The organism is Vibrio rhodolitus (assembly GCF_003350325.1).
Lineage (GTDB): Bacteria > Pseudomonadota > Gammaproteobacteria > Enterobacterales > Vibrionaceae > Vibrio > Vibrio rhodolitus.
In genome coordinates this window covers 1-22,981 of record NZ_QLYZ01000024.1, presented here as the reverse complement: position 1 = coordinate 22,981, position 22,981 = coordinate 1, and the positions used below count along the sequence as shown (strand labels likewise).

The following is a 22,981-nucleotide window of genomic DNA, read 5'->3' as shown; positions in this document are numbered from 1 at the left end:
ATGGCATGAGTATACGGCAGTGTGAAGCCAAGGTCATTTTTTGCATTTTTCGCTTTTGGCGCTAGCGTGCTGAAGTGAGAGTGATATCATTCTGAGCAAGCACTTCACCAGATTGAAGGAGAATAGAGTGTCAGTTTCCATCCAAGGTCAATTCCCAGCGCGTCGTATGCGCCGTATGCGTAAACATGATTTCAGCCGCCGTCTTATGGCAGAAAACCAACTGTCAGTGAATGATCTGATCTACCCAATGTTTGTTTTGATGGGTAAAGATCGTCGTGAGCAAGTGGAATCTATGCCGGGTATTGAGCGTTTGTCGATTGATCTACTGCTTGAAGAGGCGCAATACCTAGCGCAACTTGGTGTGCCAGCGATCGCTCTATTCCCAGTAGTTAACCAAGACGCGAAAAGCCTGTGTGCCGCAGAAGCCTATAACCCTGAAGGTTTGGTTCAGCGTACCGTTCGTGCTCTTAAAGAACATGTGCCAGAAATTGGTGTGATAACCGATATCGCCTTGGATCCGTTCACCACTCACGGTCAAGACGGGATCATCGATGAAGAAGGTTACGTGCTGAATGATGAGACTACAGAGGTGTTGATCAAGCAGGCACTATCACATGCAGAAGCAGGTGCAGACGTGGTTGCGCCATCTGATATGATGGATGGTCGAATTGGTGCGATTCGTGAAGCGTTGGAAGAAGCTGGTCACATCAACACGCAAATCATGGCTTACTCAGCTAAGTATGCGTCAAGTTACTACGGTCCTTTCCGTGATGCGGTCGGTTCTGCCTCTAACCTGAAAGGTGGTAATAAGAAGAACTACCAAATGGATCCGGCAAATAGTGATGAAGCCTTGCATGAAGTGGCAATGGACATCAACGAAGGTGCCGATATGGTGATGGTGAAACCAGGTATGCCGTATCTTGATCTGGTTCGTCGCGTGAAATCAGAGCTACAAGTTCCGACATTTGCCTACCAAGTTTCTGGCGAATATGCGATGCACAAAGCTGCAATTCAAAATGGTTGGCTGAAAGAGCGCGAGACCATATTGGAATCACTGCTATGTTTCAAGCGCGCTGGTGCGGACGGTATTTTGACTTACTTTGCGAAAGATGTGGCGGAGTGGCTGGCAGAAGAGAACAGCAAAGCGGCTCAATATCTGCGTGATGGCGAATAAAGATTAATGCTAATAAATAGGTCAGCAATGCTGGCCTTTTTTATTGCCCACTGCTTTGCGAGAAGTCGAGTTGTTTTAAATTAAAACAATAACTTAACTAGACTTTAAAAAATAAATGAGATTTTTTCTCATTTAGGTGTTGACTGGTTAAATGAGAATCATTATTATTAATCTCGTCTTAGGGAATGAGGAAAGTTCACAAGGACGTTGAGTTACCAGATTCAACCGATTGGATTTAGTGATGAGACAGAACTTAACGGGCTTGCACAAATTCTTTTTGACACGACATTGCTCACATTGCTTCCAGTGTAATTTATAGCTTTATGGCAAAGCGGCATGGCTCACATGAAAAGCTTTGACCTTTTTTCGCTAGGCGACATCGAAAGATGTCGCTTTTTTTATCTCTTTTATTTGCCTTTGAGCAAAAGGACACCAGCACTCTTTTCCACAGTCAAGGATCGTTTTTAGATCGCTGAAAAAAGGATTGATCTTTCTTTTTGTTCTTAATATACATAGTGTTATGTTTTAATTTCAAAAAAATGTGACATTGGTCAACGTCGGTGGATAATTATTATAAACAGAGTTATCCACAGGTGACCACATCATGTGGTGGCTTCTTCAGCAAATCTCGCTAGAGACATCACAGAGTTTGCATAGCATCGTCGACCCAGTCATGGCATCCTTAGCAGATCTAATTCGCATTCTCTTTGGAAACTATAAGACTATGGCTCGCATTCCAGATAATCCACTGATTTTGATCGACGGTTCTTCTTACCTCTACCGTGCATTTCATGCCTATCCAGGCACCATGAGTAACGGTGAAATTCCGACTAACGCTGTATATGGTGTGGTGAATATGTTGCGCAGCATGATGCGCCAATTTGCCTCAGATCGCATTGCGGTGGTATTTGATGCTAAAGGTAAGACGTTCCGTGATGATATGTATCCGGAATACAAAGCGAACCGTCCACCAATGCCAGATGATCTACGTTGCCAGATCGAGCCATTGCACAATGTGATCCGAGCAATGGGTTTGCCATTGATCTCGATCTCGGGTGTTGAAGCGGATGATGTGATCGGCACCTTAGCTTCGCAAGCTTCTCAGCAAGGCATTCCGGTATTGATCAGTACCGGTGATAAAGATATGGCTCAGCTGGTGGATGAGAATGTTACCTTGATCAACACCATGACCAATGTGGTACTCGATCGTGAAGGCGTGATTGAAAAATTTGGTATCCCGCCAGAGCTGATCATCGATTACCTTGCGTTGATGGGTGACAAAGTCGATAACATTCCTGGCGTACCGGGTGTGGGTGATAAAACTGCAACTGCTTTGCTACAAGGCATTGGTGGCTTAGATAAGTTATTTGAAAACCTTGATGATATTGCGCCACTGGGTTTCCGCGGTTCGAAAACCATGGCGAAAAAGTTAGTCGACAATAAAGACAATGCGCTGCTTTCTTACGAGCTTGCGACCATCAAACTTGATGTCGAGATGGAGTTTAAGCCGCAAGAGCTAGTAAAAGCAGAACCAAATACCGATGAGCTGATTAAGCTATTCGGTCAGCTGGTATTTAAGTCTTGGCTCAATGAGCTACTCGAAGGCGGCAGCGGTGTGGTTGAAGCGGATGAAAAGTCCGGTGCCATGGCAGCCACGACATCATCTGCGAGCCAAGCTGAGATCAACACTGCCGCAGTTACGATTGATCGTAGCCAATACCAAACCATTTTAGATAAAGAGACCTTTGCTGAGTGGCTAGAAAAGCTAAAAGCAGCAGAGGTGTTTGCCTTTGATACCGAAACCGACAGCTTAGACTACATGGTGGCGAACCTTGTTGGTCTGTCATTTGCAGTGGAAGAGGGCGTTGCGGCATATGTACCTGTGGCGCATGACTACTTAGATGCACCTGAGCAGCTTGATCGCGATTGGGTGTTAGCGCAGTTAAAACCAATTCTTGAAGACGAGAATCAAGCCAAAGTAGGTCAAAACCTTAAGTACGATGCGAGTGTGCTGGCACGTTATGACATTGAGATGCGCGGGATTAAATACGACACCATGCTGGCGTCTTACGTTTATAACAGTGTAGGTGGCAAGCATGATATGGATAGCTTGGCACTGCGTTTTCTTCAGCATAGCTGCATTTCTTTTGAGCAAATTGCTGGCAAAGGCAAAAATCAGCTGACGTTTAATCAAATTGATCTCGAGCAGGCTGCACCATATGCTGCCGAAGATGCTGACGTGACTTTGCGTCTGCACAATCGTCTTAACGAGCACTTGCTACAAGACGAAAAGTTAAATGCCATTTATCAACAGATTGAAGTACCACTCGTACCGGTGCTTTCACGTATTGAACGCACTGGCGTACTGATCGACGACATGATGTTGGCGGCACAATCTCAAGAGATCGCGGTTCGCTTGGATGAGCTTGAACAGAAAGCGTATGAACTTGCTGAGCAAGAGTTCAATATGAACTCACCGAAGCAGCTGCAAGCGATTTTGTTTGAGAAGATGGGTTTACCAGTGGTGAAGAAGACACCATCAGGTACACCGTCGACCAATGAAGAAGTACTGCAAGAGCTGGCTTTGGATTACCCATTACCAAAATTGATTTTGGAATACCGCGGCTTAGCTAAGCTGAAATCAACTTATACCGATAAACTGCCGAAGATGATTAATCCTGAAACGGGTCGCGTGCACACCTCTTACCATCAAGCGGTGACAGCGACAGGTCGTCTATCTTCGACTGATCCAAACTTGCAGAACATTCCAATTCGTAATGAAGAAGGTCGTCGTATTCGCCAAGCTTTTGTTGCGCCGCATGGTTACAAAATTATGGCTGTCGACTACTCGCAAATTGAACTGCGTATTATGGCGCACCTATCGGGAGATAAAGCGTTATTGGATGCCTTCCGTGAAGGTAAAGATATCCACGCGGCAACAGCGGCTGAGATCATGGGCACCACAATTGAGAACGTTACCTCAGAGCAGCGTCGTCGTGCTAAAGCGGTGAACTTTGGTCTTATTTACGGCATGAGTGCTTTTGGTCTGGCGAAGCAACTTGGTATTCCTCGTGGTGAAGCGCAAGAGTACATGAACAAGTACTTCGAACGTTACCCAGGCGTGATGCAGTACATGGAAGACACTCGTAGCGCGGCTGCAGAAAAAGGGTATGTTGAGACGATTTACGGTCGTCGTCTGCACCTGCCGGAAATTCAATCACGTAACGGCATGCGCCGTAAAGCAGCAGAGCGCGCGGCAATCAACGCGCCGATGCAAGGCACAGCGGCTGACATTATCAAAAAAGCGATGTTGTTGGTTGATGAGTGGATTGAGAAAGAAGGCGACGGTCGAGTGAAATTGCTGATGCAAGTGCACGATGAATTGGTGTTTGAAGTTCAAGAGTCAGCTTTAGCCGAAATTGAAATAAAAGTACAAAAACTGATGGAATCTGCTGCTCAACTAGAAGTGCCACTTATTGCTGAAGCGGGTCATGGTGATAACTGGGAACAGGCTCACTAGACAAAAAATGAACAATAATTAACATTTAACATGAGCCAGCGCACAAATGCTGGCTTTTTTTTGCGGTTAAAAAAGCCAGTTGCGAAAAGGGGTTTGTGTTGTTTTAACTAAAAATGCTGAAAAAAACTTACAAAATGGCTTTGAATTTCTGACCAATTGTTGTACATTAATCGACGTAGGGTACAGAGGTAAGATGTTCTATCTTTCAGACCTTTTGTTTCACGTTATTGGATTAGGCTGATTCAGCCGCCCCAGCCAGTGTTTGGCTGGGGCGTTTTTTCTTGTGGCAAAGAAAATTTCTCTACACACTTCTCAGCGGCTCCAACGCACACAACTTTTCCTATCTTAATCAATATTTATTAGCGCGTTTATGCACTTGAAACGTCTGATTACAAAAATCTGTAATATTCCTTCATCACACTTTTGTTATTTCGTATAAAAAATAAATCTCTACAATTTAACTAATTGAAAAGAAACAATTTGCTCTAACCTTTAAGTCATAAGGCTTAGGGTGAGATTAGGCGATGGCGAACAGCATTTGGCAAGGGGTTGAAAATTAGCGTGAGTTGCGGAAAGCTAGCAACATAACTATAACAACTTATTATTCTCTCCCGTTGCCCCATTGTTGAGTGGGGCTTTTCTTTCTACTGATACTATTTGCTGGGCTAACTTTGCTCAGAAACAAAAAAGCCCCGCAAAAGCGAGGCTATCAATTGTTGTGCGAGTTATTCGCCGTCGTGATCAGAGGCTACATCCGCATCGAAATCTTCATCAATCAGATCGGCAAATGCTGGCGCAAACCATTCATCGAGTTTGTTACGCAGAACATCTACACCAAGACCTTTAAGTGAAGAGAACGCGTCTACTTTCACTGTGCCACCGAAACCTTTGGCATCTTCACGGATCTTAAGCACAGCCGCTTTGCGCGCGCCACTTTTCAGCTTGTCTGCTTTAGTTAGCAGAACTTGTACTGGAATGCCGCTATCTACTGCCCAGAAAATCAATTGTTGGTCGAGGTCTTTCATCGGATGACGAATATCCATCAATACCACCAAGCCTTTTAGACATTGGCGTTTTTGTAGATATTCACCGAGAGACTTTTGCCACTTCTTCTTCATTTCAAGTGGTACTTGAGCAAAACCGTATCCTGGTAGGTCGACGATATGACAGCCATCAGCCACCTTGAATAGGTTGATCAACTGGGTACGACCTGGTGTTTTACTGGTTTTAGCGAGACTCTTTTGGTTGGTCAAACGGTTAAGAGAGCTCGATTTCCCGGCATTGGAGCGTCCAGCGAACGCAATTTCAATGCCCTCATCCTCTGGCAAGTGGCGAATATCTGGCGCACTTGTGATGAAATGGGTGTTTTGGTAATTAATTTTTACGCTCACTGTTAACTCCATCTCGACTTTGTGTAGTCAATTGATTACTTTTTTGTGAAATTGTGTAAAATAACCGTACTCGGCATGAGGTCGCCTATTGTACCATGAGTGGCAATGCAGAGTGGTACTGGAAGCTTGATAATTATAATGGAATGTCATGAAGAAATTAGTGCTAATTGTGAGTCTTTTGGCCAGCTGCTCCGTATGGGCCCAAGGCAGCATAGAAGCTGGTAAAGCAAAATCTCAAACTTGTGTTGCGTGTCATGGAGCAGATGGCAACAGTTTACTTGGAATGTACCCTTCACTGGCCGGTCAGCATGCGAAGTATATTGAGAAGCAGCTGAAAGACCTTAAGCTCGGAATGACGAGTGGTGGTAAACAAGGTCGTTATGACCCTGTAATGAGTGGCATGGCGATGCCACTGAATGAGCAAGATATGGCAGATCTCGCTGCTTACTATGCGTCATTACCACTGGCTCACAACACCACGCCAGAAAATGTGGTCGAGCAGGGCAAAAACCTCTACGCCGCAGGTGATGCTGAGCGTGGCATTGCGGCTTGTATTGCTTGTCATGGTCCGCGTGGTAATGGTACAGAGCTATCTGGATTCCCTAAAATCTCAGGTCAGCATGCAGATTACGTTAAGCTGCAGCTAGAGAAATTCAGAGACGGCAACCGCAACAACGACATGAACGCGATGATGCGCGATGTTGCGAAAAAATTAACAGATGAAGACATCGACGTACTATCTAAGTATGTAGGCGGACTTCACTAAACATTTACCTTCCAGTAAGACTCTCAAAGCCATGTTTCACGACATGGCTTTTTGTTTGTCACCCATTTATTTGATCAATATCACACACGCTATTTTGTCGCGTCTGACGATCTTGCTCAGAACTTTGTAAGACATTTGCCATTCATTACTCAGCTAAATGTGTATCTCCATATTAAATGGCTTTTAAATACAATGTGTTATGTGATTGTGTTTTATTTAACCACAGTTTTTTAGTTTGACCTGTTGCCTGAAAAGGCTCGGATAGTAAAGTATCTCCATCAACACGATGTTGAGCAGGACAAAAGACTAGGATGGTCTCCATGGATGCAAGTAAGGATTGCTTGGCAGATGGAAAAAGGATTCAAAGGTAAGCAGGATGTTTGCCTTAATAAGGATGGTTAACTCGTCTGATGGTACAGACAGGGGAAAGGATCAGGCTTAGGAAGAGCTCAGCTACAGGAAGTAATGGAAAGCCAAAAATTCATTAGGATGATGACAAACAACACCTTTTTGGCAGGGAAAGCTCGAAAAACAAATGGAAATTTGGAGTACAGTTTTTGTACAACCCAGTTTAGCCATCATGGCATTTAGAAAGCGATAGTTCATCTATCGCTTTTTTTATATCTATTTTTACCGATTTGATGATTTATTGCACAATAATACTCCACTCTAAGAGCAGTTTCTGGTATGTTTCGCATCCCCTGTAAGAAGGATGTATCAATGCACAACTGCCCGCTTTGTCAAAGCAATCAAACTCACCATTACTTTGAAGATAAGCACCGTCAGTATTTACAGTGCTCACGCTGCGCGTTGGTGTTTGTTAACCCAGACCAGCGTCTTGATGCAAAGACAGAGAAAGCTCACTATGATCTTCATGAGAACGATCCTAGTGATGAAGGCTATCGCCGTTTTCTCTCGCGTATGGCAGATCCAATTTGCCAGCTAGTCGCGCCTAATTCTCAAGGGTTAGATTTTGGTTGTGGTCCTGGTCCAACGTTATCCATAATGTTGGAAGAGCAGGGGCACGCTATGAAGTTGTATGACATCTACTATCACCCAGAACGCTCGGTGTTGGATGAACAATACGATTTCGTGACTGCTACAGAAGTGATCGAACACTTATACCATCCGGATATGGTGTGGCAGCAATGGTTAAATTTAGTTAAGCCCGGTGGCTGGCTTGGTATCATGACCAAGATGGTGATCGATGTTGAAGCGTTTGCACCATGGCACTATAAAAATGATCTTACCCATGTGATCTTTTTTAGCCGTGCAACGTTTGAGTACTTGGCTGAGCGGGATAAGCTCGAACTTGAATTTATTGGAAAAGATGTAATTTTACTGAGGAAAACCCAGTAATGAGTCGTAGTAAGAAAGCTAGATCAGGCGGTAACGGCGACGTTATCGTAGTTCGTAACCGTACCCAATCAGACGTTGAAGGACGTCTGCGCAAACGCGATAAAAAGCGTAAAGGCTTAAAGACTGGTAGCCGCAACTCAGAAGCGAAATCAAGCAAAGAGTTCACTAACGGTCAAAAGCGCGATCCACGTTTAGGCAGCAAAAAACCAATTCCATTGATTGTTGAAGCTGTTAAGAAGCCAACTAAAGTTGAGCGTCGTCTAAGCGCTGAGAAAGAGCTAGAGATGCTGGAAAATGATGCGCAATTGAACGTGTTGCTTGACCGTATCGATGAAGGCGAAAAGCTGGGCGCTGGTCTACAGAAATACGTAGACGAGAAATTGGCTCGCATCGAAGCATTGATGAAGCAACTAGGTATCTATGAAGATGACCTAGAAGCTGATGATTACTCGGAAGAAGAATTCTTCGAAGATGAGACATATTCTGTTGCAAATAATGCAGAGAAAAAATCGTCATCTGATGATGATCTGTTGTCTCAATTTGAGTCACTAGATATCAATCAATACAAATAGGATAACAGTAAGATATGAATGTAACCTTGTTAGCCATTGCTGGTGGAATCATTGTTCTCGGCTTAGCGTCATACGCAGGTTACCTTCTTCTCCAACTGAAGAAGCAAAAGGAGTTGCAGCTTAGACATCAGCAACTGGCGATTGAAAAGCGCAACGCGAATATTTTTGAAAACGTAAACACACTGTGTTTAGCGGGTATTCAAGGTCAATGTGACCTGTCTGAAATCAGTATTCGCGTCTACTGCATTATGGACTACGTTCAAGGCGATGATCGCGTCGACTTTGATAAAGAGTTCCCAGCGACAGCTGAGCTATACCATGTGGTGAAAGACATGGCTCGCGGTGAAGACCGTCAGGCGCTGAGCAAAAAAGAGCGCATGCAGGAAAACTTAACTCGCCATAAAGCGGAGTCGCGTCTGCAAGATGCGATTGTTGAAGAGTTAAAAGTGCTGCAAGAGAAAGTGCAGCCACTGAATAATCAAATCAACATCCAAATGCTTTAGGCGCCAGCGCCTTCCCTGATAACGTTCAGGGAACGATAGCCGATTTCTAAGTCGGATAACTAAGCCTGATAACCGAACGTCGATCACTTACACTTAAGGGTGAGTGATCGATTTATCAGTTCTGGCATCAGTTCTGAGTATTTGTACTCAAAAAACGGTACGCCTAGGTACTTCAACTAAGCACCTATGGCAAAATAGCCCGTTATTGTAACCATGACCTTTCAGTCAAAAGAATGGAAAGAGCACCATGTCGCAGCAAGTCGTAGCAAGCCAACAAATCGAGTGGGATCAAACGGTTCTGGATAAATATAACTATTCCGGTCCACGTTACACATCTTACCCAACCGCATTAGAGTTCCATGAAGCCTTTACGGTCGCGGACTTTGATATGGCGTGTACGGCTTACCCAGAGCGACCATTGTCTCTGTACATTCATATCCCATTTTGTCACAAGCTTTGCTACTACTGTGGTTGTAATAAAGTCATCACTCGTCATGCGCATAAAGCGGATGAGTATCTTGATGTGTTAGAACTAGAGATCCGCACGCGTGCAAGCTTGTTGCAAGAGCGTCGTGTGACGCAATTGCACTTTGGCGGTGGTACACCAACCTTCCTAAATAAAGCGCAGATCAGCCGTATTATGGCGATTTTACGTGGCGAGTTTGATTTTGAAGCGACCGCTGAAATCAGTATCGAAGTAGACCCACGTGAAATTGAACTGGATGTGCTTGATCACCTCCGTGAAGAAGGATTTAACCGCCTGAGTATTGGTGTGCAAGACTTCAATAAAGAAGTTCAGAAGCTAGTTAACCGTGAACAAGATGAAGCGTTCATTGTTGTGATGGTTAAACGTGCGAAAGAGTTAGGTTTCCGTTCAACCAACCTAGACTTAATCTACGGTCTACCAAAACAGACTCAAGAATCCTTTGCTGAAACATTGAAGCAAGTGCTAGAGATGCAACCGGGTCGTCTATCGGTGTTTAACTACGCGCACATGCCGCAGCTATTTGCTGCACAGCGTAAGATTAAAGATGAAGATCTGCCGCAAGCGACCGAAAAAATGGCGATCCTGCAGCAGACCATTGGCACTTTAACCGGAGCGGGTTACCAGTTTATCGGTATGGACCACTTTGCTCTGCCTGATGATGAATTGGCGGTTGCTCAGCGCAATGGCATTTTGCACCGTAACTTCCAAGGCTACACCACTCAAGGTGAGTGTGACCTAATGGGCTTTGGTGTTTCGGCTATTTCGATGATTGGTGATGCTTACGCGCAAAACCAGAAAGAGCTTAAAAAGTACTACGCGCAGGTGAATGAACAGCGCCACGCATTGTGGAAAGGCGTATCACTGGATAGCGATGATCTGATTCGCCGTGAAGTTATCAAGCAACTGATTTGTAACTTCAAGCTGGACAAAGTGTTTATTGAACGTGAATTTAAACTCAACTTTAATCAATACTTTGCGCAAGATTTAGAGCTTTTACAGACCTTTATCAATGATGGGTTAGTGGAAGTGGATGAGAGCGAAATCCGTGTGACTCTGCGTGGTCGCCTACTGATCCGTAATATCTGTATGTGTTTTGATAAATACCTACGTGATCGCGCTCGTCAGCAGCAATTCTCTCGCGTTATCTAAGCGCTCGTTTAAGAGATTTAGATTTGAAAGCCACGCCTAGCGTGGCTTTTTGCGTTTTGGCGAAGGCTTACAAAGTAATGTATTTTTCTTGCGCCACTTTCCACAGCGCTTTTACCAGCGGATTATCAAGTTGCGAGCGCTTGCAGCATACGCCAAGTTCAAAAGGTGCGATCGGTGCGACTTTTAGACGCTCAATTTTATCTCTCACTGGGCTATTGTTGATCACCACATCTGGCGCGATACCAACCCCACAACCGAGTGCGACCATACTGACGATTGCTTCATGACCGGATACTTGCGCATAGATGTTTGGTTTGATTTTCATCGCTTTAAACCAAGTGTTGGCACGCTCACGAGCCGTACCAGCTTCCGGTACGATAAATGGAATTGAGTTCCAATCTGGCTTATCGCTTTGCAGTTGCTGGGCAAAATTACTCACCCCAGATGGCGCAATCACCGATAGAGGGATCTCGCTAATGGTTTCAAACTCAATTCGTGATGGCAGTTGCTCTGGCATCGCTGAAATGGCGATATCTGCCTCGTCATTGAGTATTTTCTCAATCGCTTGAGCAGGGTCACCCGTTGAGAGTTTGAACTCAATAAAAGGGTGTTGCAGGCGAAACTCAGACAGCAGTTCTGGCAAATGGCTATAGCTGGCAGTCACTGAGCAAAAGAGATGAATTTCCCCTTTCAGTTCGCTATCAGAATCAGCAAATAACGCATGGTAGTTTTGCCACTCAGCTAAGATGTTCAGTGCGACAGGCAGCAGTTTCTTGCCTGCGGGTGTGAGTTCAACGCTGCGGTTATCACGCAGAAATAATCCTTGTCCGGTTTCTTGCTCAAGTTTTTGAATTTGGCGACTGAGCGCCGAAGGGCTAATGTGCATCGCTTCGGCAGTTTTGGCGAAGCTTTTACTCTCACATAAATGAATAAAGAGTTGCAGGCTCTTAATGTTCATAGCTTGTCACATCCATGTTGCATTTTTTGCAATAACTAATTGTGAATATATCACTTTAAGCAACTTTTTGTCTGTTTTAGTATCAGGTTATTCGGTAAGCAAAATTACCGACCTCATGGACATTATTCTTAAAGGAGAGCCCTACAATGGCTAACTATTTCAATACCCTAAACTTGCGTGAGCAATTGGACCAATTAGGTCGTTGTCGTTTTATGGATCGTAGTGAGTTTGCAACGGAAGCAGACTACCTGAAAGGTAAGAAGGTTGTCATTGTAGGTTGTGGTGCTCAAGGTCTAAACCAAGGTCTGAACATGCGTGATTCAGGTCTAGACGTTGCCTACGCACTTCGCCAAGCGGCGATTGATGAGCAGCGTCAGTCATACAAAAATGCCAAAGAGAATGGGTTTGAAGTTGCCAGCTACGAAGCGCTCATTCCTCAAGCTGACCTTGTGGTAAACCTAACGCCAGATAAACAGCACACCAATGTAGTAGAAACGGTAATGCCATTGATGAAGCAAGGCGCTGCACTGGGTTACTCACACGGCTTTAACATTGTTGAAGAAGGCATGCAAATCCGTAAAGACCTAACCGTGGTGATGGTTGCGCCTAAGTGTCCAGGTACGGAAGTACGTGAAGAATACAAACGTGGCTTTGGTGTACCAACGCTAATCGCGGTTCACCCAGAGAACGATCCGCAAGGCGAGGGTTGGGACATCGCGAAAGCATGGGCAGCTGCAACAGGTGGTCACCGTGCAGGTTGTCTAGAGTCATCATTCGTTGCAGAAGTGAAATCTGACCTAATGGGTGAGCAAACTATTCTATGTGGCATGCTGCAAGCGGGTTCTATCGTATGTTACGAGAAGATGGTTGCCGAAGGTATTGATCCAGGTTACGCAGGTAAGTTACTGCAATACGGCTGGGAAACAATCACGGAAGCCCTGAAGTTTGGTGGTATCACTCACATGATGGATCGCCTATCAAACCCTGCGAAAATCAAAGCGTTTGACCTATCAGAAGAGCTAAAAGATCTAATGCGTCCGCTATACAACAAGCATATGGATGACATCATTCAAGGTGAGTTTTCAAGCACCATGATGGCTGACTGGGCGAATGATGATGTGAATCTATTAGGCTGGCGTGCAGAAACGGGTGAAACCGCCTTTGAAAACTACCCAACCACTGACGTTCAAATCTCAGAGCAGGAGTACTTTGACAACGGTATCCTAATGATCGCTATGGTTCGTGCAGGGGTAGAGTTGGCATTTGAAGCGATGACAGCATCAGGCATCATTGATGAGTCTGCATACTACGAATCACTACACGAGCTACCGCTAATCGCCAACACAGTAGCACGTAAGCGTCTATACGAAATGAACGTAGTCATCTCAGATACGGCAGAATATGGTAACTACCTATTCGCTAACGTAGCGACACCGCTACTGCGTGAGAAGTTCATGCCTTCAGTAAACACAGATGTGATTGGTAAAGGTCTGCAAGTTGAGTCAAACCAAGTCGATAACCAGCGTCTAATTGAAGTGAACGAAGCGATTCGTAACCACCCAGTGGAGTACATTGGTGAGGAGCTGCGTGGGTATATGACGGATATGAAGCACATCGCCGTGGGTGGCTAATTTCTTTGCTCTAGAGCTGAATCTCTTTGTCGGGAATGCTCATTTGCAGGTGCAAACTGTGCGTTCCCTTCGCGAGCTTAAGCGCTATAGCGTTGAAATGATCAGAAGGTTTTTTCTGCGGGATGGCTTTATTTGTACTAGGTTTAAAGAACTCTGTTAGACAGAGTCAAAAAATACAAAGTACAGACACAACATTAATAAAAAGGCTTGCTCCGGTTGGGGCAAGCCTTTTCAATTTCTCGCTTATTTATCCGCAAGCTTCGCTTCTAGATCCGCCAGTTTCTTTTCCATTTCGGTAAGTTTTTGGCGAGTGCGTAGTAGAACTTGAGTTTGTACATCAAACTCTTCGCGGCTTACTACGTCTAGCTTGTTAAGCTGACCTTGGATTACTTGACGAACTTTCTGATCAACGTCTGCACCTAGGTCTTTCACTGGTTGCGGCATTGACTCATGAATTTGCTTAGCGATTTGCTCTAATTTCTTTGGGTCAAACATGGTGTGAACACTCCTGTATCTTTGGCGTCATTTTATGTAATTGATACGCAAATGTCGCTAGTTGTAGGGCAAAAAAGCGACTTTTGCGCTTGGCTTATCACCATTGCAGTATCAAATTGCTGGGAATAAAAAAGGTCACCGAAGTGACCTTTTAAGAGTGAATGTTGCGACTAATGATTAGCTTTTCTTGGCGAGTTCACGACAAGCCGCTTTCGCTTCGTCAACTCTGGCTAACTTTTCTAAGTCTTTATCTTCAACAAACACAGGCAGTGGCTTATGTTTCTCTGCTAGGTAACTGTAAATCACTGGCAGTACAAACAGTGTAAACAGCGTACCAATCGCAAGACCTGCGACGATTACGATGCCGATACTAAAGCGCTGCGCTGCACCCGCACCGGTGGCGTACATCAGTGGGATTAGACCCGCAATCATTGCCGCGGTCGTCATCAGGATAGGGCGTAGACGAACTTTCGCCGCCTCCATTACTGCATCCATCTTGCTGAGTTTGTTATGCAGCTGCTCTTCTTTGGCTACCTCACAAATCAAGATACCGTGCTTGGTGATCAGACCGACTAACGTGATCAGACCGACTTGCGAGTAGATGTTCATCGTTGCCGCGCCCCAAGCCAGAGCAATCAATGCACCACAGATCGCCAGCGGTACCGATACCATGATGACGATTGGGTCTTTGATTGACTCAAACTGAATCGCCAGTACCAAGAAGATGATCGCCAAAGCGAGACCGAAGGTGGCATACAGTGCACTACCTTCCGTTACGTATTGGCGCGCTTCACCCATATAGTCGTGGTTGTAACCACTCGGTAGGGTATTCGCTGCGACATCTTCAAACCATGTGATGGCATCACCCATTGCCGTGCCTGGTGCAGGTACTGCACCAACCGTCGCTGAGTTTAGCTGGTTGAAGTGTGGTAGTGAGCGAGGCTCCGCGACAACATCAATGGTAATTAGGCTACCTAGAGGTACCGCTTTGCCATCGGCTGCGCGTACGTAGTAGTTATTCATTGATTCTGGGTTAAGGCGCCACTTACGCTCAACCTGAGGAATAACTTCGTATGAGCGACCATTTAGGTCGATACGGTTAACGTAGCCATCCGCCATCATGGTACTAAGCGTGATACCGATGTCCTGCATCGTCACGCCATAAGCACCAGCTTTGTCTTTGTCGATGTTGATTTTCATCGTCGCGGAATCGTAGTTCAGATCCAGATCCGAGTAGACAAACATCGGGCTCGACTTCACTTGTGTCAACACTTCAGTAGCAATCGCAAACAAGCTTTCAAAGGCATTTGGCGTGGTAATGACGAACTGCAATGGCAGACCTGAGCCTGCACCTGGCAGCTCTGGCATCTGGAATGCCGTTACCGCCATACCTGGAACGTTAGCAACTAGACCACCAACACGGTTCGCCACTTCTGCTTGGCTCGCTTCACGTTCGCTCCACGGCACCATTGAGGCAATACCAAAGGCTTGGTTTGAGTTAGGCACACCAGTAAACACCTGAGCAAACGCCACTTCTGGCTGATCAGACAGAATCTTGTTTACGTCGTTCATGGTGTTTTGCATGTAGTCCAAGTTCGCATTTGATGGGGCTGTACCCATCAACATCACTACGCCTTTATCTTCTGAAGGGGCAAGTTCACTTGGAATAAACTTAAACAGCACTGGGAGTGTGGCAAACACGATAACCGCAAAAGCAAGCACCACTGGGCGATGGTCCATAACGGCTTTAAGCATTTTCGCGTAGCGATTAGTCATGCCATCGAGAATATGATGCACTTTTTGCTCAAACTTGCTCGGCTCTTCATTAGCTTTGAGCATTTTTGAACACATCATTGGCGATAGGGTCAGTGCCACGATACCCGAGACAAACACCGCACCCGCCAAGGTGAGAGCAAACTCTTTAAATAGCGAGCCAGTAATACCACCCATGAGTGCGATTGGCGCGTATACCGCACCGAGCGTTAATGTCATCGCAATTACGGGTACCGCAATTTCACGCGTACCGATAATGGCGGCGCGGAAAGGTGATTCACCCAGTTTGACGTGACGGTCAACGTTCTCGAGTACCACGATCGCATCATCCACCACCAGACCGATTGCCAGTACCATCGCTAGGAGGGTCATCAAGTTCCAAGAGAAACCCATTGCCTGCATCACCATCGCTACACCAATCAGTGAGAGCGGAATAGTAACGATAGGAATGATTACCGCACGGAAAGAACCCAAGAACAGCGTGATTACTACCAGTACGATTACTGCCGCTTCAAGGATGGTCTTCACCACTTCATGAATGGATTCATTAATCGCGATGGTTGAGTCATACATCACGTTCATTTTGATGGTGCTAGGTAAGTTACGCTCGAGTTGAGGCAGCAGTTCTAACACATCGGCAGCGATGTTGATTGGGTTAGCACTAGGCGCGGCGTTAATCGCAGCGACCACGGCTTCTTGACCATTGGCACTCGCGCGGTAAACGTCATGGCTTTTCGCCAGTGTTACTTTGGCGATATCACCAAGGCGGATAACTTCACCTTCGTCAGATTTCACCACCAAGTTGGATAGCTCTTCGACGTTGGAGACTTGGGTATCCGCACTACCGTTGTAAAGTACGAATTCGCCGACTGCTTGACCGGTTGCAGATTGATAGTTGTTGGCGTTAAGCACGTTCATCACATCTGTCGCGGTCATCTTGATCGCAGCCATCTTAGCTGGGTCTAGCCAAATACGCAGCGCGTATTTCATGCCACCATAAAGGTCGACTTTTGATACGCCGTTAACCGTAAATAGCTGCGGGTTGATCACTCGCTCTAGGTAGTCAGTGATTTGGCTTGAATTAAGCTCGTCACTGGTAAAGCCGATGTACAGTACCGCGGTAGTCGAACCGGTCGACATGGTTACCGTCGGGTCTTCCGCTTCTTTAGGGAGCTGCGAACGTACCGAGTTGGTTTTAGCCAGAATATCCGATAAGGCAGCATTCGGGTCGGTATTGAGCTTCATGTTGACTGTGATGGTCGATTTACCTAACACAGACTGTGAAGTCATATAATCAATATTATCTGCCTGCGCGACGGCTTGTTCCAAAGGCTGGGTAATAAAGCCTTGGATAAGGTCGGCACTGGCGCCGTAGTAGCTGGTGGATACCGTCACTACTGTGTTCGTCATTTCAGGGTATTCGCGAACCTGCATCTTGAAAACCGCTTGCATACCAAGCAAGGCAATCAAGAAACTGATCGATACCGCTAAAACTGGACGTTTAATAAAAACATCAGTAAAGCGCATGAATCCTCCAATTACAGCATTGGTGTTTCAGCAGGTGGTGTGGTTGCGTCACTTTCCACGACGCGAACTTTCGCACCATTACTCAAGCGTACTTGACCTGTTGTCACGACCGTATCTCCTGGCTTAACGCCTTCAAGAATATGGGCGATATCAGCCACACGCTCACCAACTTTAACAACGTGTTGTTGTACACGTTTCTCACCATCTTCTTCTGTCACGATGTAAACATTGTCGCCGTATAGGGTGTAGGTAATGGCGGTTTGTGGCAGAGTCACTTGGTCGACTAGCTTAGGTAGGATGATGTTGGCACGGGCGAACATGCCGCTGCGCAATTTACCATCGCTGTTAGGGATATCCGCTTGTACTTGGATCAGACCACTTTGCACGTTAACAGCAGGCTCAATCGCTGAGATGGAACCTTTAAACGGTTTTTCTGGGTAAGCATCCACGTAGATTTCTACTTCTTGTTTAAGCTGGATACGCGAGATGTCGGTTTGCGACACAGTAAAACGCAGGCGCATTACGGTGGTGTCTTCTAGACGGACGATATCGCTGCCAGCTTGTAGATACTGACCAAGATAAACATTACGAATACCCACTTCACCAGCAAATGGCGCTTGGATTTCGCGGCGGTCAATTGAGGCTTTTAGGCTTTCAATTTCTGCTTGTAGAGAGAAGTAGTTAGCGCCAGCTTCGTCGTAAGCCTCTTTGGAGATAGAGCCTTTTTTGTACAGACCTTGGTAGCGCTTATATTTGGCTTGTGCCGCTGGCAATTTTGCCTGAGCACTTTTTAAATTGGCTTTTTCTACTTCAGAATCAAGAGTGATAAGTAACTGACCTTCTTCAACCTGGGTTCCCGACTCGAAACTAATTTTATCAATTACACCGCTGGTTTCATTGGCGACGGTGACACCTTGGTTAGGCTCGATAAAACCGATCGCTTCGATAACAGGTACCCAATCGACAGGTTTTACTTGCGTTACCGTCACCGGAAATTCTGGCTCTGGTCGGTTAGCGAGATATTCAGCTATTTTTTGTTGCTTGAATAGATTGAAACCAATCACGCTACCAAACAGTAGCAAGACGATGACAATCATAAAGAAAGTCCACTTTTTCATTCTTATTAGAACTCCAAGTTAATGATTAATTACTGCGTCCCAGCTGGCATTGATGGCGGCTTCAATCGCCTCATCATCCAGATGGTAAAACCCCCACGCATGTTTACGAGCAAGCGCTACACACGCCTCAAATGTCAAACCAGACAAAACTTCATTAGCAATCGGCTTAAAGACCTTTTGCGTTTTGCCATCTTCAAATAGCTTTTGTACTTGGTGAAACTTCAGCTTTTCTTGGGCACGAATCTCTATATCGGTAGTGCAGGGTAGTGAGTCATATTGCACTCGGTTACTTAAGGCGTTTTTATTCGACACCGCTAAGTTCCAAGTGTTTAACCACATGGTGCGATAACGATCTTTGAGAGGCTCATCCCCATCGACCCCAGCTTGTACGGCATCGGCAATACGTTGGGTGACATTGAGCCGCACCTCAGCAAGAAGGTGCTCCTTATCAGAAAAGTAACAATAGATAGTTCCCGCAGCGACGCCGGCAAGTTTGGCGACTTTCTGCATGGATAAGCCATGAAACCCTGACTCCGCGAGAATTGCTTCTGCGGCATCCAGAATTTGCTGCTTTTTATCTACACTGAGTTTTTTGGTCATTTAATGAGACCGCTAATGAATGAACGTTCATTCATTATAGACCAAATTACACACAGAAGTTCAATAAAGTATTGCATTAATTCAGTAAAAATCTTGTTGATGGATATAAGTGCGAGGGTGGCAATCGCACCTTGTGGGCGCTTTACTTAAATATTAGCAATCGTCGTGTTGCACCATTATTATAGGCGCCATTAATTTTTCTGGATGAGACCATCATGAAGCTGAACCCCGGACAAGACCAAGCGGTTAAGTATGTGTCAGGCCCATGCCTTGTATTGGCAGGCGCGGGCTCTGGTAAAACGCGAGTGATCACTAACAAAATTGCTTACTTGGTTCAGCAGTGCGGCTATAAAGCGCGCAATATTGCGGCAGTAACCTTTACCAATAAAGCCGCACGTGAAATGAAAGAGCGTGTTGGACAGACATTAGGGAAACAAGAGTCGAAAGGGTTGATGGTCTCAACTTTCCACACTCTTGGTTTGAATATTATTAAGCGTGAGCACAAGCATCTCGGTTTGAAATCGGGTTTTTCGCTGTTTGATGACCAAGACCAGTTAGCTCTATTAAAAGAGCTGACCGAGAAACAGTTAGATGGTGATAAAGATCTGCTGCGTCAACTGATGAGTGCTATCTCGAATTGGAAAAACGACATGTTGTCGCCAGATGAAGCCAAAGCGCGTGCTCAGGGTGAGCAACAGCAGCTATTTGCTTTCTGTTTTGAGATGTACCAAAAGCAGATGCGTGCTTATAACGCTTTGGATTTTGATGATCTGATCTTGATGCCAGTATTGCTGCTGCGTGGTAATGCCGAGGTGCGCGAGCGTTGGCAAAATAAGATCCGCTACCTGTTGGTCGATGAGTACCAAGATACCAACACCAGTCAGTATGAGTTGGTGCGTTTGCTGGTGGGTGAGCGTGCGCGTTTTACGGTGGTAGGTGATGATGACCAGTCGATTTACTCATGGCGCGGGGCAAAACCACAAAACCTGGTGTTGCTTGGTGAAGATTACCCAAGTCTTAAGCTGATTAAGCTGGAGCAGAACTACCGTTCAACCAATCGTATTTTGCGCTGTGCTAACATTCTGATTGCCAATAACCCGCACGTCTATGAGAAGTCGTTGTTCTCAGAGCTGCCTGACGGTGAGCAACTGAAAGTGTTGTTGGCAAAAAATGAAGACCATGAAGCTGAACGGGTTACCGGTGAAATCATTGCGCATAAATTCTTAAATCGTACTGATTACCGTGACTATGCGATTTTGTATCGTGGTAATCATCAGTCACGTTTGATTGAAAAATCCTTGATGCAAAACCGTGTGCCATACAAGTTATCTGGCGGCACGTCGTTTTTTGCTCGCGCTGAAATCAAAGACATCATGGCTTACCTCAAAGTCTTGGTGAACCCTGATGATGACAACGCCTTCCTACGTATCGTGAATACGCCGAAGCGTGAAATTGGACCGGTCACGTTAGAAAAGCTTGGCAGCTACGCCAACATGCGTGGTAAGAGCTTGTTTGAGGCAAGCTTTGAGTTAGGTCTAGAGCATCACCTTTCTGGACGAGGCTTAGAGAATTTGCGCCGTTTTACTACCTGGCTGGTGGCGATTTCTGATCAAGCTGAGCGTGGCGATACAGTAGAAGCGGTTCGCTCTCTTGTGCGTGATATCAATTACGAAGATTGGTTGTATGAAACCTCTTCAAGCCCGAAAGCGGCTGAGATGCGGATGAAGAACGTTTCGGATCTTTACTCTTGGATAGTGTCAGACTTAGAAGGTGATAACTACGACCAAGAAGAGAAAACACTGCGTGAAGTGGTTCAACGCCTGACACTGCGTGACATGATGGAACGTGGCGAAGAAGATGAAGATAGCGACGCGGTGCAGTTAATGACGCTGCACGCCTCAAAAGGTTTGGAGTTCCCATACGTCTATTTGATTGGTACGGAAGAGGGCATTTTGCCGCACCAAACCAGCATTGATGAGGATAACGTCGAAGAGGAGCGCCGCCTGATGTACGTGGGTATTACCCGCGCACAGAAAGAGCTGACTTTTACTATGTGTCGTGAACGTCGCCAGTATGGTGAGTTGATCAAACCGACTCAGAGTCGTTTTTTAGATGAATTGCCATTTGATGATGTTGAATGGGAACAAACTAAAAAGCCAGTGACACAAGAAGAGCGTATGGCAAAAGGGCAGGCGCATATCGCGAACTTACGCGCGATGTTTAAGAAGTAACGTTTGTGTAGAGCAAAAATCAAAAAGGCTTGGGGTTCCCAAGCCTTTTGCTTTTTATCACGGTGGTCTTACAGACCTTCAATCATATGGTCGATAGCGGCGATGATTTCATCGTCAGAACAATCCATACATGAACCTTTGGCTGGCATGGCATTAAAGCCATTGATAGCGTGGTTGTTCAACACATCGCGACCTTGGGCGATACGTGGTGACCAGTCACCCGCGTCACCGGTTTTTGGAGCGCCACTGATCCCTGTTGAGTGACAAGCGGTACAGAAGGTGCCGTATACCGTTGCACCATCGCGAGGACCCGTTGGTACTGCTGCCGCAACAGGCTCACTGCCAACTAGATAAACATCACCGACAGGTTTAATTCTTTCTGCAATCGCATCATATTGTTCTTGGCTCACGTTTGCTGCAAAAGTAGCGCTAGAAAATGTTGCTGCAGCGACCAAAGCGGTTAAGATTTTTCGAGACATATCCATTAAACTCACTATACATTCCTGAGGGTAAGTTCATGCTTACCTTTTATTTAGAGTTTCATTTGACAAACAGAACAATTGAGCTGTTAAATCAATGTAAACAGTGGGTGATTATATCTCGATAAGTTGTTGCAATAAACAATAACTTCCCAACGAGCGGGGTTATATCACATGCTTAAGTGACTTTTATTTGACCTTTGTTGCTGAAAAAGGCATCAAACGATAAAAAAAGTTGAAAAAGTACTAGACGCAATAGTGTGATATCCGTATTATTCCTCTCCGCCGATGGGGCATGCGCCCGTAGCTCAGCTGGATAGAGCGTTGGCCTCCGGAGCCAAAGGTCGAAGGTTCGAATCCTTTCGGGCGCGCCATAAGCCTGGAGGAAAATCGGTGAAAAACTATGGTGGCTATAGCTCAGTTGGTAGAGCCCCGGATTGTGATTCCGGTTGTCGCGAGTTCAAGTCTCGTTAGCCACCCCATTTTCCTTTTTGAAAATGGTTTAGGTAGCATAAGCTTCCATTCTCTTAGAGATAAAACATAAGTCGGTGAATAGCGCAGCTTGGTAGCGCATCTGGTTTGGGACCAGAGGGTCGGGGGTTCGAATCCCTCTTCACCGACCACTATTTAGTTTAACGTTTTGAACGGTAAACATGACAATTTGATGGTGGCTATAGCTCAGTTGGTAGAGTCCCGGATTGTGATTCCGGTTGTCGCGGGTTCAAATCCCGTTAGCCACCCCATTCTTTTCTAAAGAATACATGCTCGGTGAATAGCGCAGCTTGGTAGCGCATCTGGTTTGGGACCAGAGGGTCGGGGGTTCGAATCCCTCTTCACCGACCACCATTTAAGACCTCGTCAGCAATGACGGGGTCTTTTTGCATTTACAGCATAAGACTAAGTCTGCACATGTTGAGTCGGGGTCTGGAATGCCAGTCCAATCGAATCCCGCTGCACCGACCACCATTTAAAGCCTCGTCAGAAATGACGGGGCTTTTTGCATTTACATGTCCCGTCCTGAAATGTGTTTACACATTGAGGACGAATTATGACCACTTCAAATAAACTCTACATTAAGCGCACTCAGCGTGATTACACACTAGGCTTTAAATTGCAGGTCGTTGATGCCGTAGAAAAAGGAGAAATGACCTACAAGCAAGCACAAGCCATTTATGGTATCCAAGGTCGCTCAACTGTTTTAACTTGGCTGAGAAAGCACGGAAAAATGGATTGGACGCAAAACCCAAG

The 22,981-nt window shown here is 45.7% G+C and carries 18 protein-coding genes and 5 tRNA genes; 16 read left to right on the top strand and 7 right to left on the bottom strand.

Features of this window, described 5'->3' with window-relative positions; all coding sequences use genetic code 11:
- Positions 1-127 precede the first annotated feature (127 nt).
- The 3 genes from hemB (at position 128) to spfP (ending at position 4,935) form a co-directional block, all read left to right on the top strand.
- The gene (gene hemB / locus DPF93_RS18325; RefSeq protein ID WP_114767509.1) at positions 128-1,174 is read left to right on the top strand and encodes a porphobilinogen synthase; all 1,047 of its coding nucleotides are present in this window, start codon (positions 128-130) and stop codon (positions 1,172-1,174) included.
- 724 nt (positions 1,175-1,898) lie between these two features.
- On the top strand, positions 1,899-4,694 hold the full coding sequence (gene polA / locus DPF93_RS18320; RefSeq protein WP_114767536.1) for a DNA polymerase I: 2,796 nt from the start codon (positions 1,899-1,901) through the stop codon (positions 4,692-4,694).
- A 193-nt stretch (positions 4,695-4,887) separates the two neighbouring features.
- Complete coding sequence (gene spfP / locus DPF93_RS21590; protein WP_438356636.1) at positions 4,888-4,935, top strand: small protein SpfP; 48 nt, start codon at positions 4,888-4,890, stop codon at positions 4,933-4,935.
- A 484-nt stretch (positions 4,936-5,419) separates the two neighbouring features.
- Here spfP and yihA read toward each other — a convergent pair whose 3' ends face one another.
- Positions 5,420-6,085, bottom strand: a complete 666-nt coding sequence (gene yihA / locus DPF93_RS18315) for a ribosome biogenesis GTP-binding protein YihA/YsxC (RefSeq protein ID WP_114767508.1) — start codon at positions 6,083-6,085, stop codon at positions 5,420-5,422.
- Between the two features lie 148 nt (positions 6,086-6,233).
- Between yihA and DPF93_RS18310 the strand changes: the two genes are divergently transcribed.
- The 5 genes from DPF93_RS18310 (at position 6,234) to hemN (ending at position 10,921) form a co-directional block, all read left to right on the top strand.
- Positions 6,234-6,851 (top strand): c-type cytochrome, encoded by a 618-nt coding sequence (locus DPF93_RS18310; RefSeq protein WP_114767507.1) that lies wholly within the window; start codon positions 6,234-6,236, stop codon positions 6,849-6,851.
- A 720-nt stretch (positions 6,852-7,571) separates the two neighbouring features.
- Positions 7,572-8,210 carry a class I SAM-dependent methyltransferase gene (locus tag DPF93_RS18300; RefSeq protein ID WP_114767506.1) on the top strand — a complete coding sequence of 213 codons (639 nt, stop codon included), beginning with the start codon at positions 7,572-7,574 and terminating at the stop codon, positions 8,208-8,210.
- Entirely contained in the window at positions 8,210-8,782 is a 573-nt protein-coding gene (yihI, locus tag DPF93_RS18295) for a Der GTPase-activating protein YihI (RefSeq protein ID WP_075647721.1), read from the top strand. Before DPF93_RS18300 ends, yihI begins: the two co-directional genes overlap by 1 nt.
- Positions 8,783-8,796: 14 nt before the next feature.
- A complete protein-coding gene (locus tag DPF93_RS18290; protein WP_075647722.1) occupies positions 8,797-9,285 on the top strand; it encodes a DUF2489 domain-containing protein in 489 nt (162 codons plus the stop codon).
- Between the two features lie 247 nt (positions 9,286-9,532).
- Positions 9,533-10,921 carry an oxygen-independent coproporphyrinogen III oxidase gene (hemN, locus tag DPF93_RS18285; protein ID WP_114767505.1) on the top strand — a complete coding sequence of 463 codons (1,389 nt, stop codon included), beginning with the start codon at positions 9,533-9,535 and terminating at the stop codon, positions 10,919-10,921.
- A 67-nt stretch (positions 10,922-10,988) separates the two neighbouring features.
- On the opposite strand, the gene ilvY is transcribed toward hemN, so the two are convergent.
- Positions 10,989-11,879: an HTH-type transcriptional activator IlvY gene (ilvY, locus tag DPF93_RS18280; protein ID WP_114767504.1), complete on the bottom strand. Its 891-nt coding sequence runs from the start codon at positions 11,877-11,879 to the stop codon at positions 10,989-10,991.
- Positions 11,880-12,025: 146 nt separating this feature from the next.
- Between ilvY and ilvC the strand changes: the two genes are divergently transcribed.
- Complete coding sequence (gene ilvC / locus DPF93_RS18275; protein WP_114767503.1) at positions 12,026-13,510, top strand: ketol-acid reductoisomerase; 1,485 nt, start codon at positions 12,026-12,028, stop codon at positions 13,508-13,510.
- 243 nt (positions 13,511-13,753) lie between these two features.
- Here the strand turns inward: ilvC and ubiK are convergent, their stop codons facing one another.
- The 4 genes from ubiK to DPF93_RS18255 all read right to left on the bottom strand — a co-directional run bounded on the left by ubiK (position 13,754) and on the right by DPF93_RS18255 (position 19,023).
- Positions 13,754-14,005 (bottom strand): ubiquinone biosynthesis accessory factor UbiK, encoded by a 252-nt coding sequence (gene ubiK / locus DPF93_RS18270; RefSeq protein WP_075647726.1) that lies wholly within the window; start codon positions 14,003-14,005, stop codon positions 13,754-13,756.
- 177 nt (positions 14,006-14,182) lie between these two features.
- Positions 14,183-17,305: a multidrug efflux RND transporter permease subunit gene (locus DPF93_RS18265; RefSeq protein ID WP_114767502.1), complete on the bottom strand. Its 3,123-nt coding sequence runs from the start codon at positions 17,303-17,305 to the stop codon at positions 14,183-14,185.
- A gap of 11 nt (positions 17,306-17,316) precedes the next feature.
- On the bottom strand, positions 17,317-18,423 hold the full coding sequence (locus DPF93_RS18260; RefSeq protein WP_114767501.1) for an efflux RND transporter periplasmic adaptor subunit: 1,107 nt from the start codon (positions 18,421-18,423) through the stop codon (positions 17,317-17,319).
- Between the two features lie 18 nt (positions 18,424-18,441).
- Positions 18,442-19,023: a TetR/AcrR family transcriptional regulator gene (locus DPF93_RS18255; RefSeq protein ID WP_114767500.1), complete on the bottom strand. Its 582-nt coding sequence runs from the start codon at positions 19,021-19,023 to the stop codon at positions 18,442-18,444.
- A 215-nt stretch (positions 19,024-19,238) separates the two neighbouring features.
- Between DPF93_RS18255 and rep the strand changes: the two genes are divergently transcribed.
- On the top strand, positions 19,239-21,254 hold the full coding sequence (gene rep / locus DPF93_RS18250) for a DNA helicase Rep (RefSeq protein ID WP_114767499.1): 2,016 nt from the start codon (positions 19,239-19,241) through the stop codon (positions 21,252-21,254).
- 68 nt (positions 21,255-21,322) lie between these two features.
- Here rep and DPF93_RS18245 read toward each other — a convergent pair whose 3' ends face one another.
- The gene (locus DPF93_RS18245) at positions 21,323-21,739 is read right to left on the bottom strand and encodes a c-type cytochrome (protein WP_114767498.1); all 417 of its coding nucleotides are present in this window, start codon (positions 21,737-21,739) and stop codon (positions 21,323-21,325) included.
- A 291-nt stretch (positions 21,740-22,030) separates the two neighbouring features.
- Here DPF93_RS18245 and DPF93_RS18240 point away from each other — a divergent pair.
- The 6 genes from DPF93_RS18240 to DPF93_RS18215 all read left to right on the top strand — a co-directional run.
- Positions 22,031-22,107 (top strand) — tRNA-Arg (locus DPF93_RS18240).
- A 32-nt stretch (positions 22,108-22,139) separates the two neighbouring features.
- Positions 22,140-22,215, top strand: a tRNA-His gene (locus tag DPF93_RS18235).
- Between the two features lie 64 nt (positions 22,216-22,279).
- Positions 22,280-22,356 (top strand) — tRNA-Pro (locus DPF93_RS18230).
- A 44-nt stretch (positions 22,357-22,400) separates the two neighbouring features.
- Positions 22,401-22,476, top strand: a tRNA-His gene (locus DPF93_RS18225).
- Positions 22,477-22,499: 23 nt separating this feature from the next.
- Positions 22,500-22,576 (top strand) — tRNA-Pro (locus DPF93_RS18220).
- 205 nt (positions 22,577-22,781) lie between these two features.
- On the top strand, positions 22,782-22,981 hold a 200-nt coding region (locus DPF93_RS18215), incomplete at its 3' end, for a helix-turn-helix domain-containing protein (protein ID WP_164675337.1).

Bases quoted from the DNA above. Each gene is read 5' to 3' on its own strand.
- polA (WP_114767536.1), top strand. From the start codon at position 1,899: ATGGCTCGCATTCCAGATAATCCACTGATTTTGATCGACGGTTCTTCT.
- DPF93_RS18310 (WP_114767507.1), top strand. From the start codon at position 6,234: ATGAAGAAATTAGTGCTAATTGTGAGTCTTTTGGCCAGCTGCTCCGTA.
- DPF93_RS18300 (WP_114767506.1), top strand. From the start codon at position 7,572: ATGCACAACTGCCCGCTTTGTCAAAGCAATCAAACTCACCATTACTTT.
- yihI (WP_075647721.1), top strand. From the start codon at position 8,210: ATGAGTCGTAGTAAGAAAGCTAGATCAGGCGGTAACGGCGACGTTATC.
- DPF93_RS18290 (WP_075647722.1), top strand. From the start codon at position 8,797: ATGAATGTAACCTTGTTAGCCATTGCTGGTGGAATCATTGTTCTCGGC.
- hemN (WP_114767505.1), top strand. From the start codon at position 9,533: ATGTCGCAGCAAGTCGTAGCAAGCCAACAAATCGAGTGGGATCAAACG.
- ilvY (WP_114767504.1), bottom strand. From the start codon at position 11,879: ATGAACATTAAGAGCCTGCAACTCTTTATTCATTTATGTGAGAGTAAA.
- ilvC (WP_114767503.1), top strand. From the start codon at position 12,026: ATGGCTAACTATTTCAATACCCTAAACTTGCGTGAGCAATTGGACCAA.
- ubiK (WP_075647726.1), bottom strand. From the start codon at position 14,005: ATGTTTGACCCAAAGAAATTAGAGCAAATCGCTAAGCAAATTCATGAG.
- DPF93_RS18265 (WP_114767502.1), bottom strand. From the start codon at position 17,305: ATGCGCTTTACTGATGTTTTTATTAAACGTCCAGTTTTAGCGGTATCG.
- DPF93_RS18260 (WP_114767501.1), bottom strand. From the start codon at position 18,423: ATGAAAAAGTGGACTTTCTTTATGATTGTCATCGTCTTGCTACTGTTT.
- DPF93_RS18255 (WP_114767500.1), bottom strand. From the start codon at position 19,023: ATGACCAAAAAACTCAGTGTAGATAAAAAGCAGCAAATTCTGGATGCC.
- rep (WP_114767499.1), top strand. From the start codon at position 19,239: ATGAAGCTGAACCCCGGACAAGACCAAGCGGTTAAGTATGTGTCAGGC.
- DPF93_RS18245 (WP_114767498.1), bottom strand. From the start codon at position 21,739: ATGGATATGTCTCGAAAAATCTTAACCGCTTTGGTCGCTGCAGCAACA.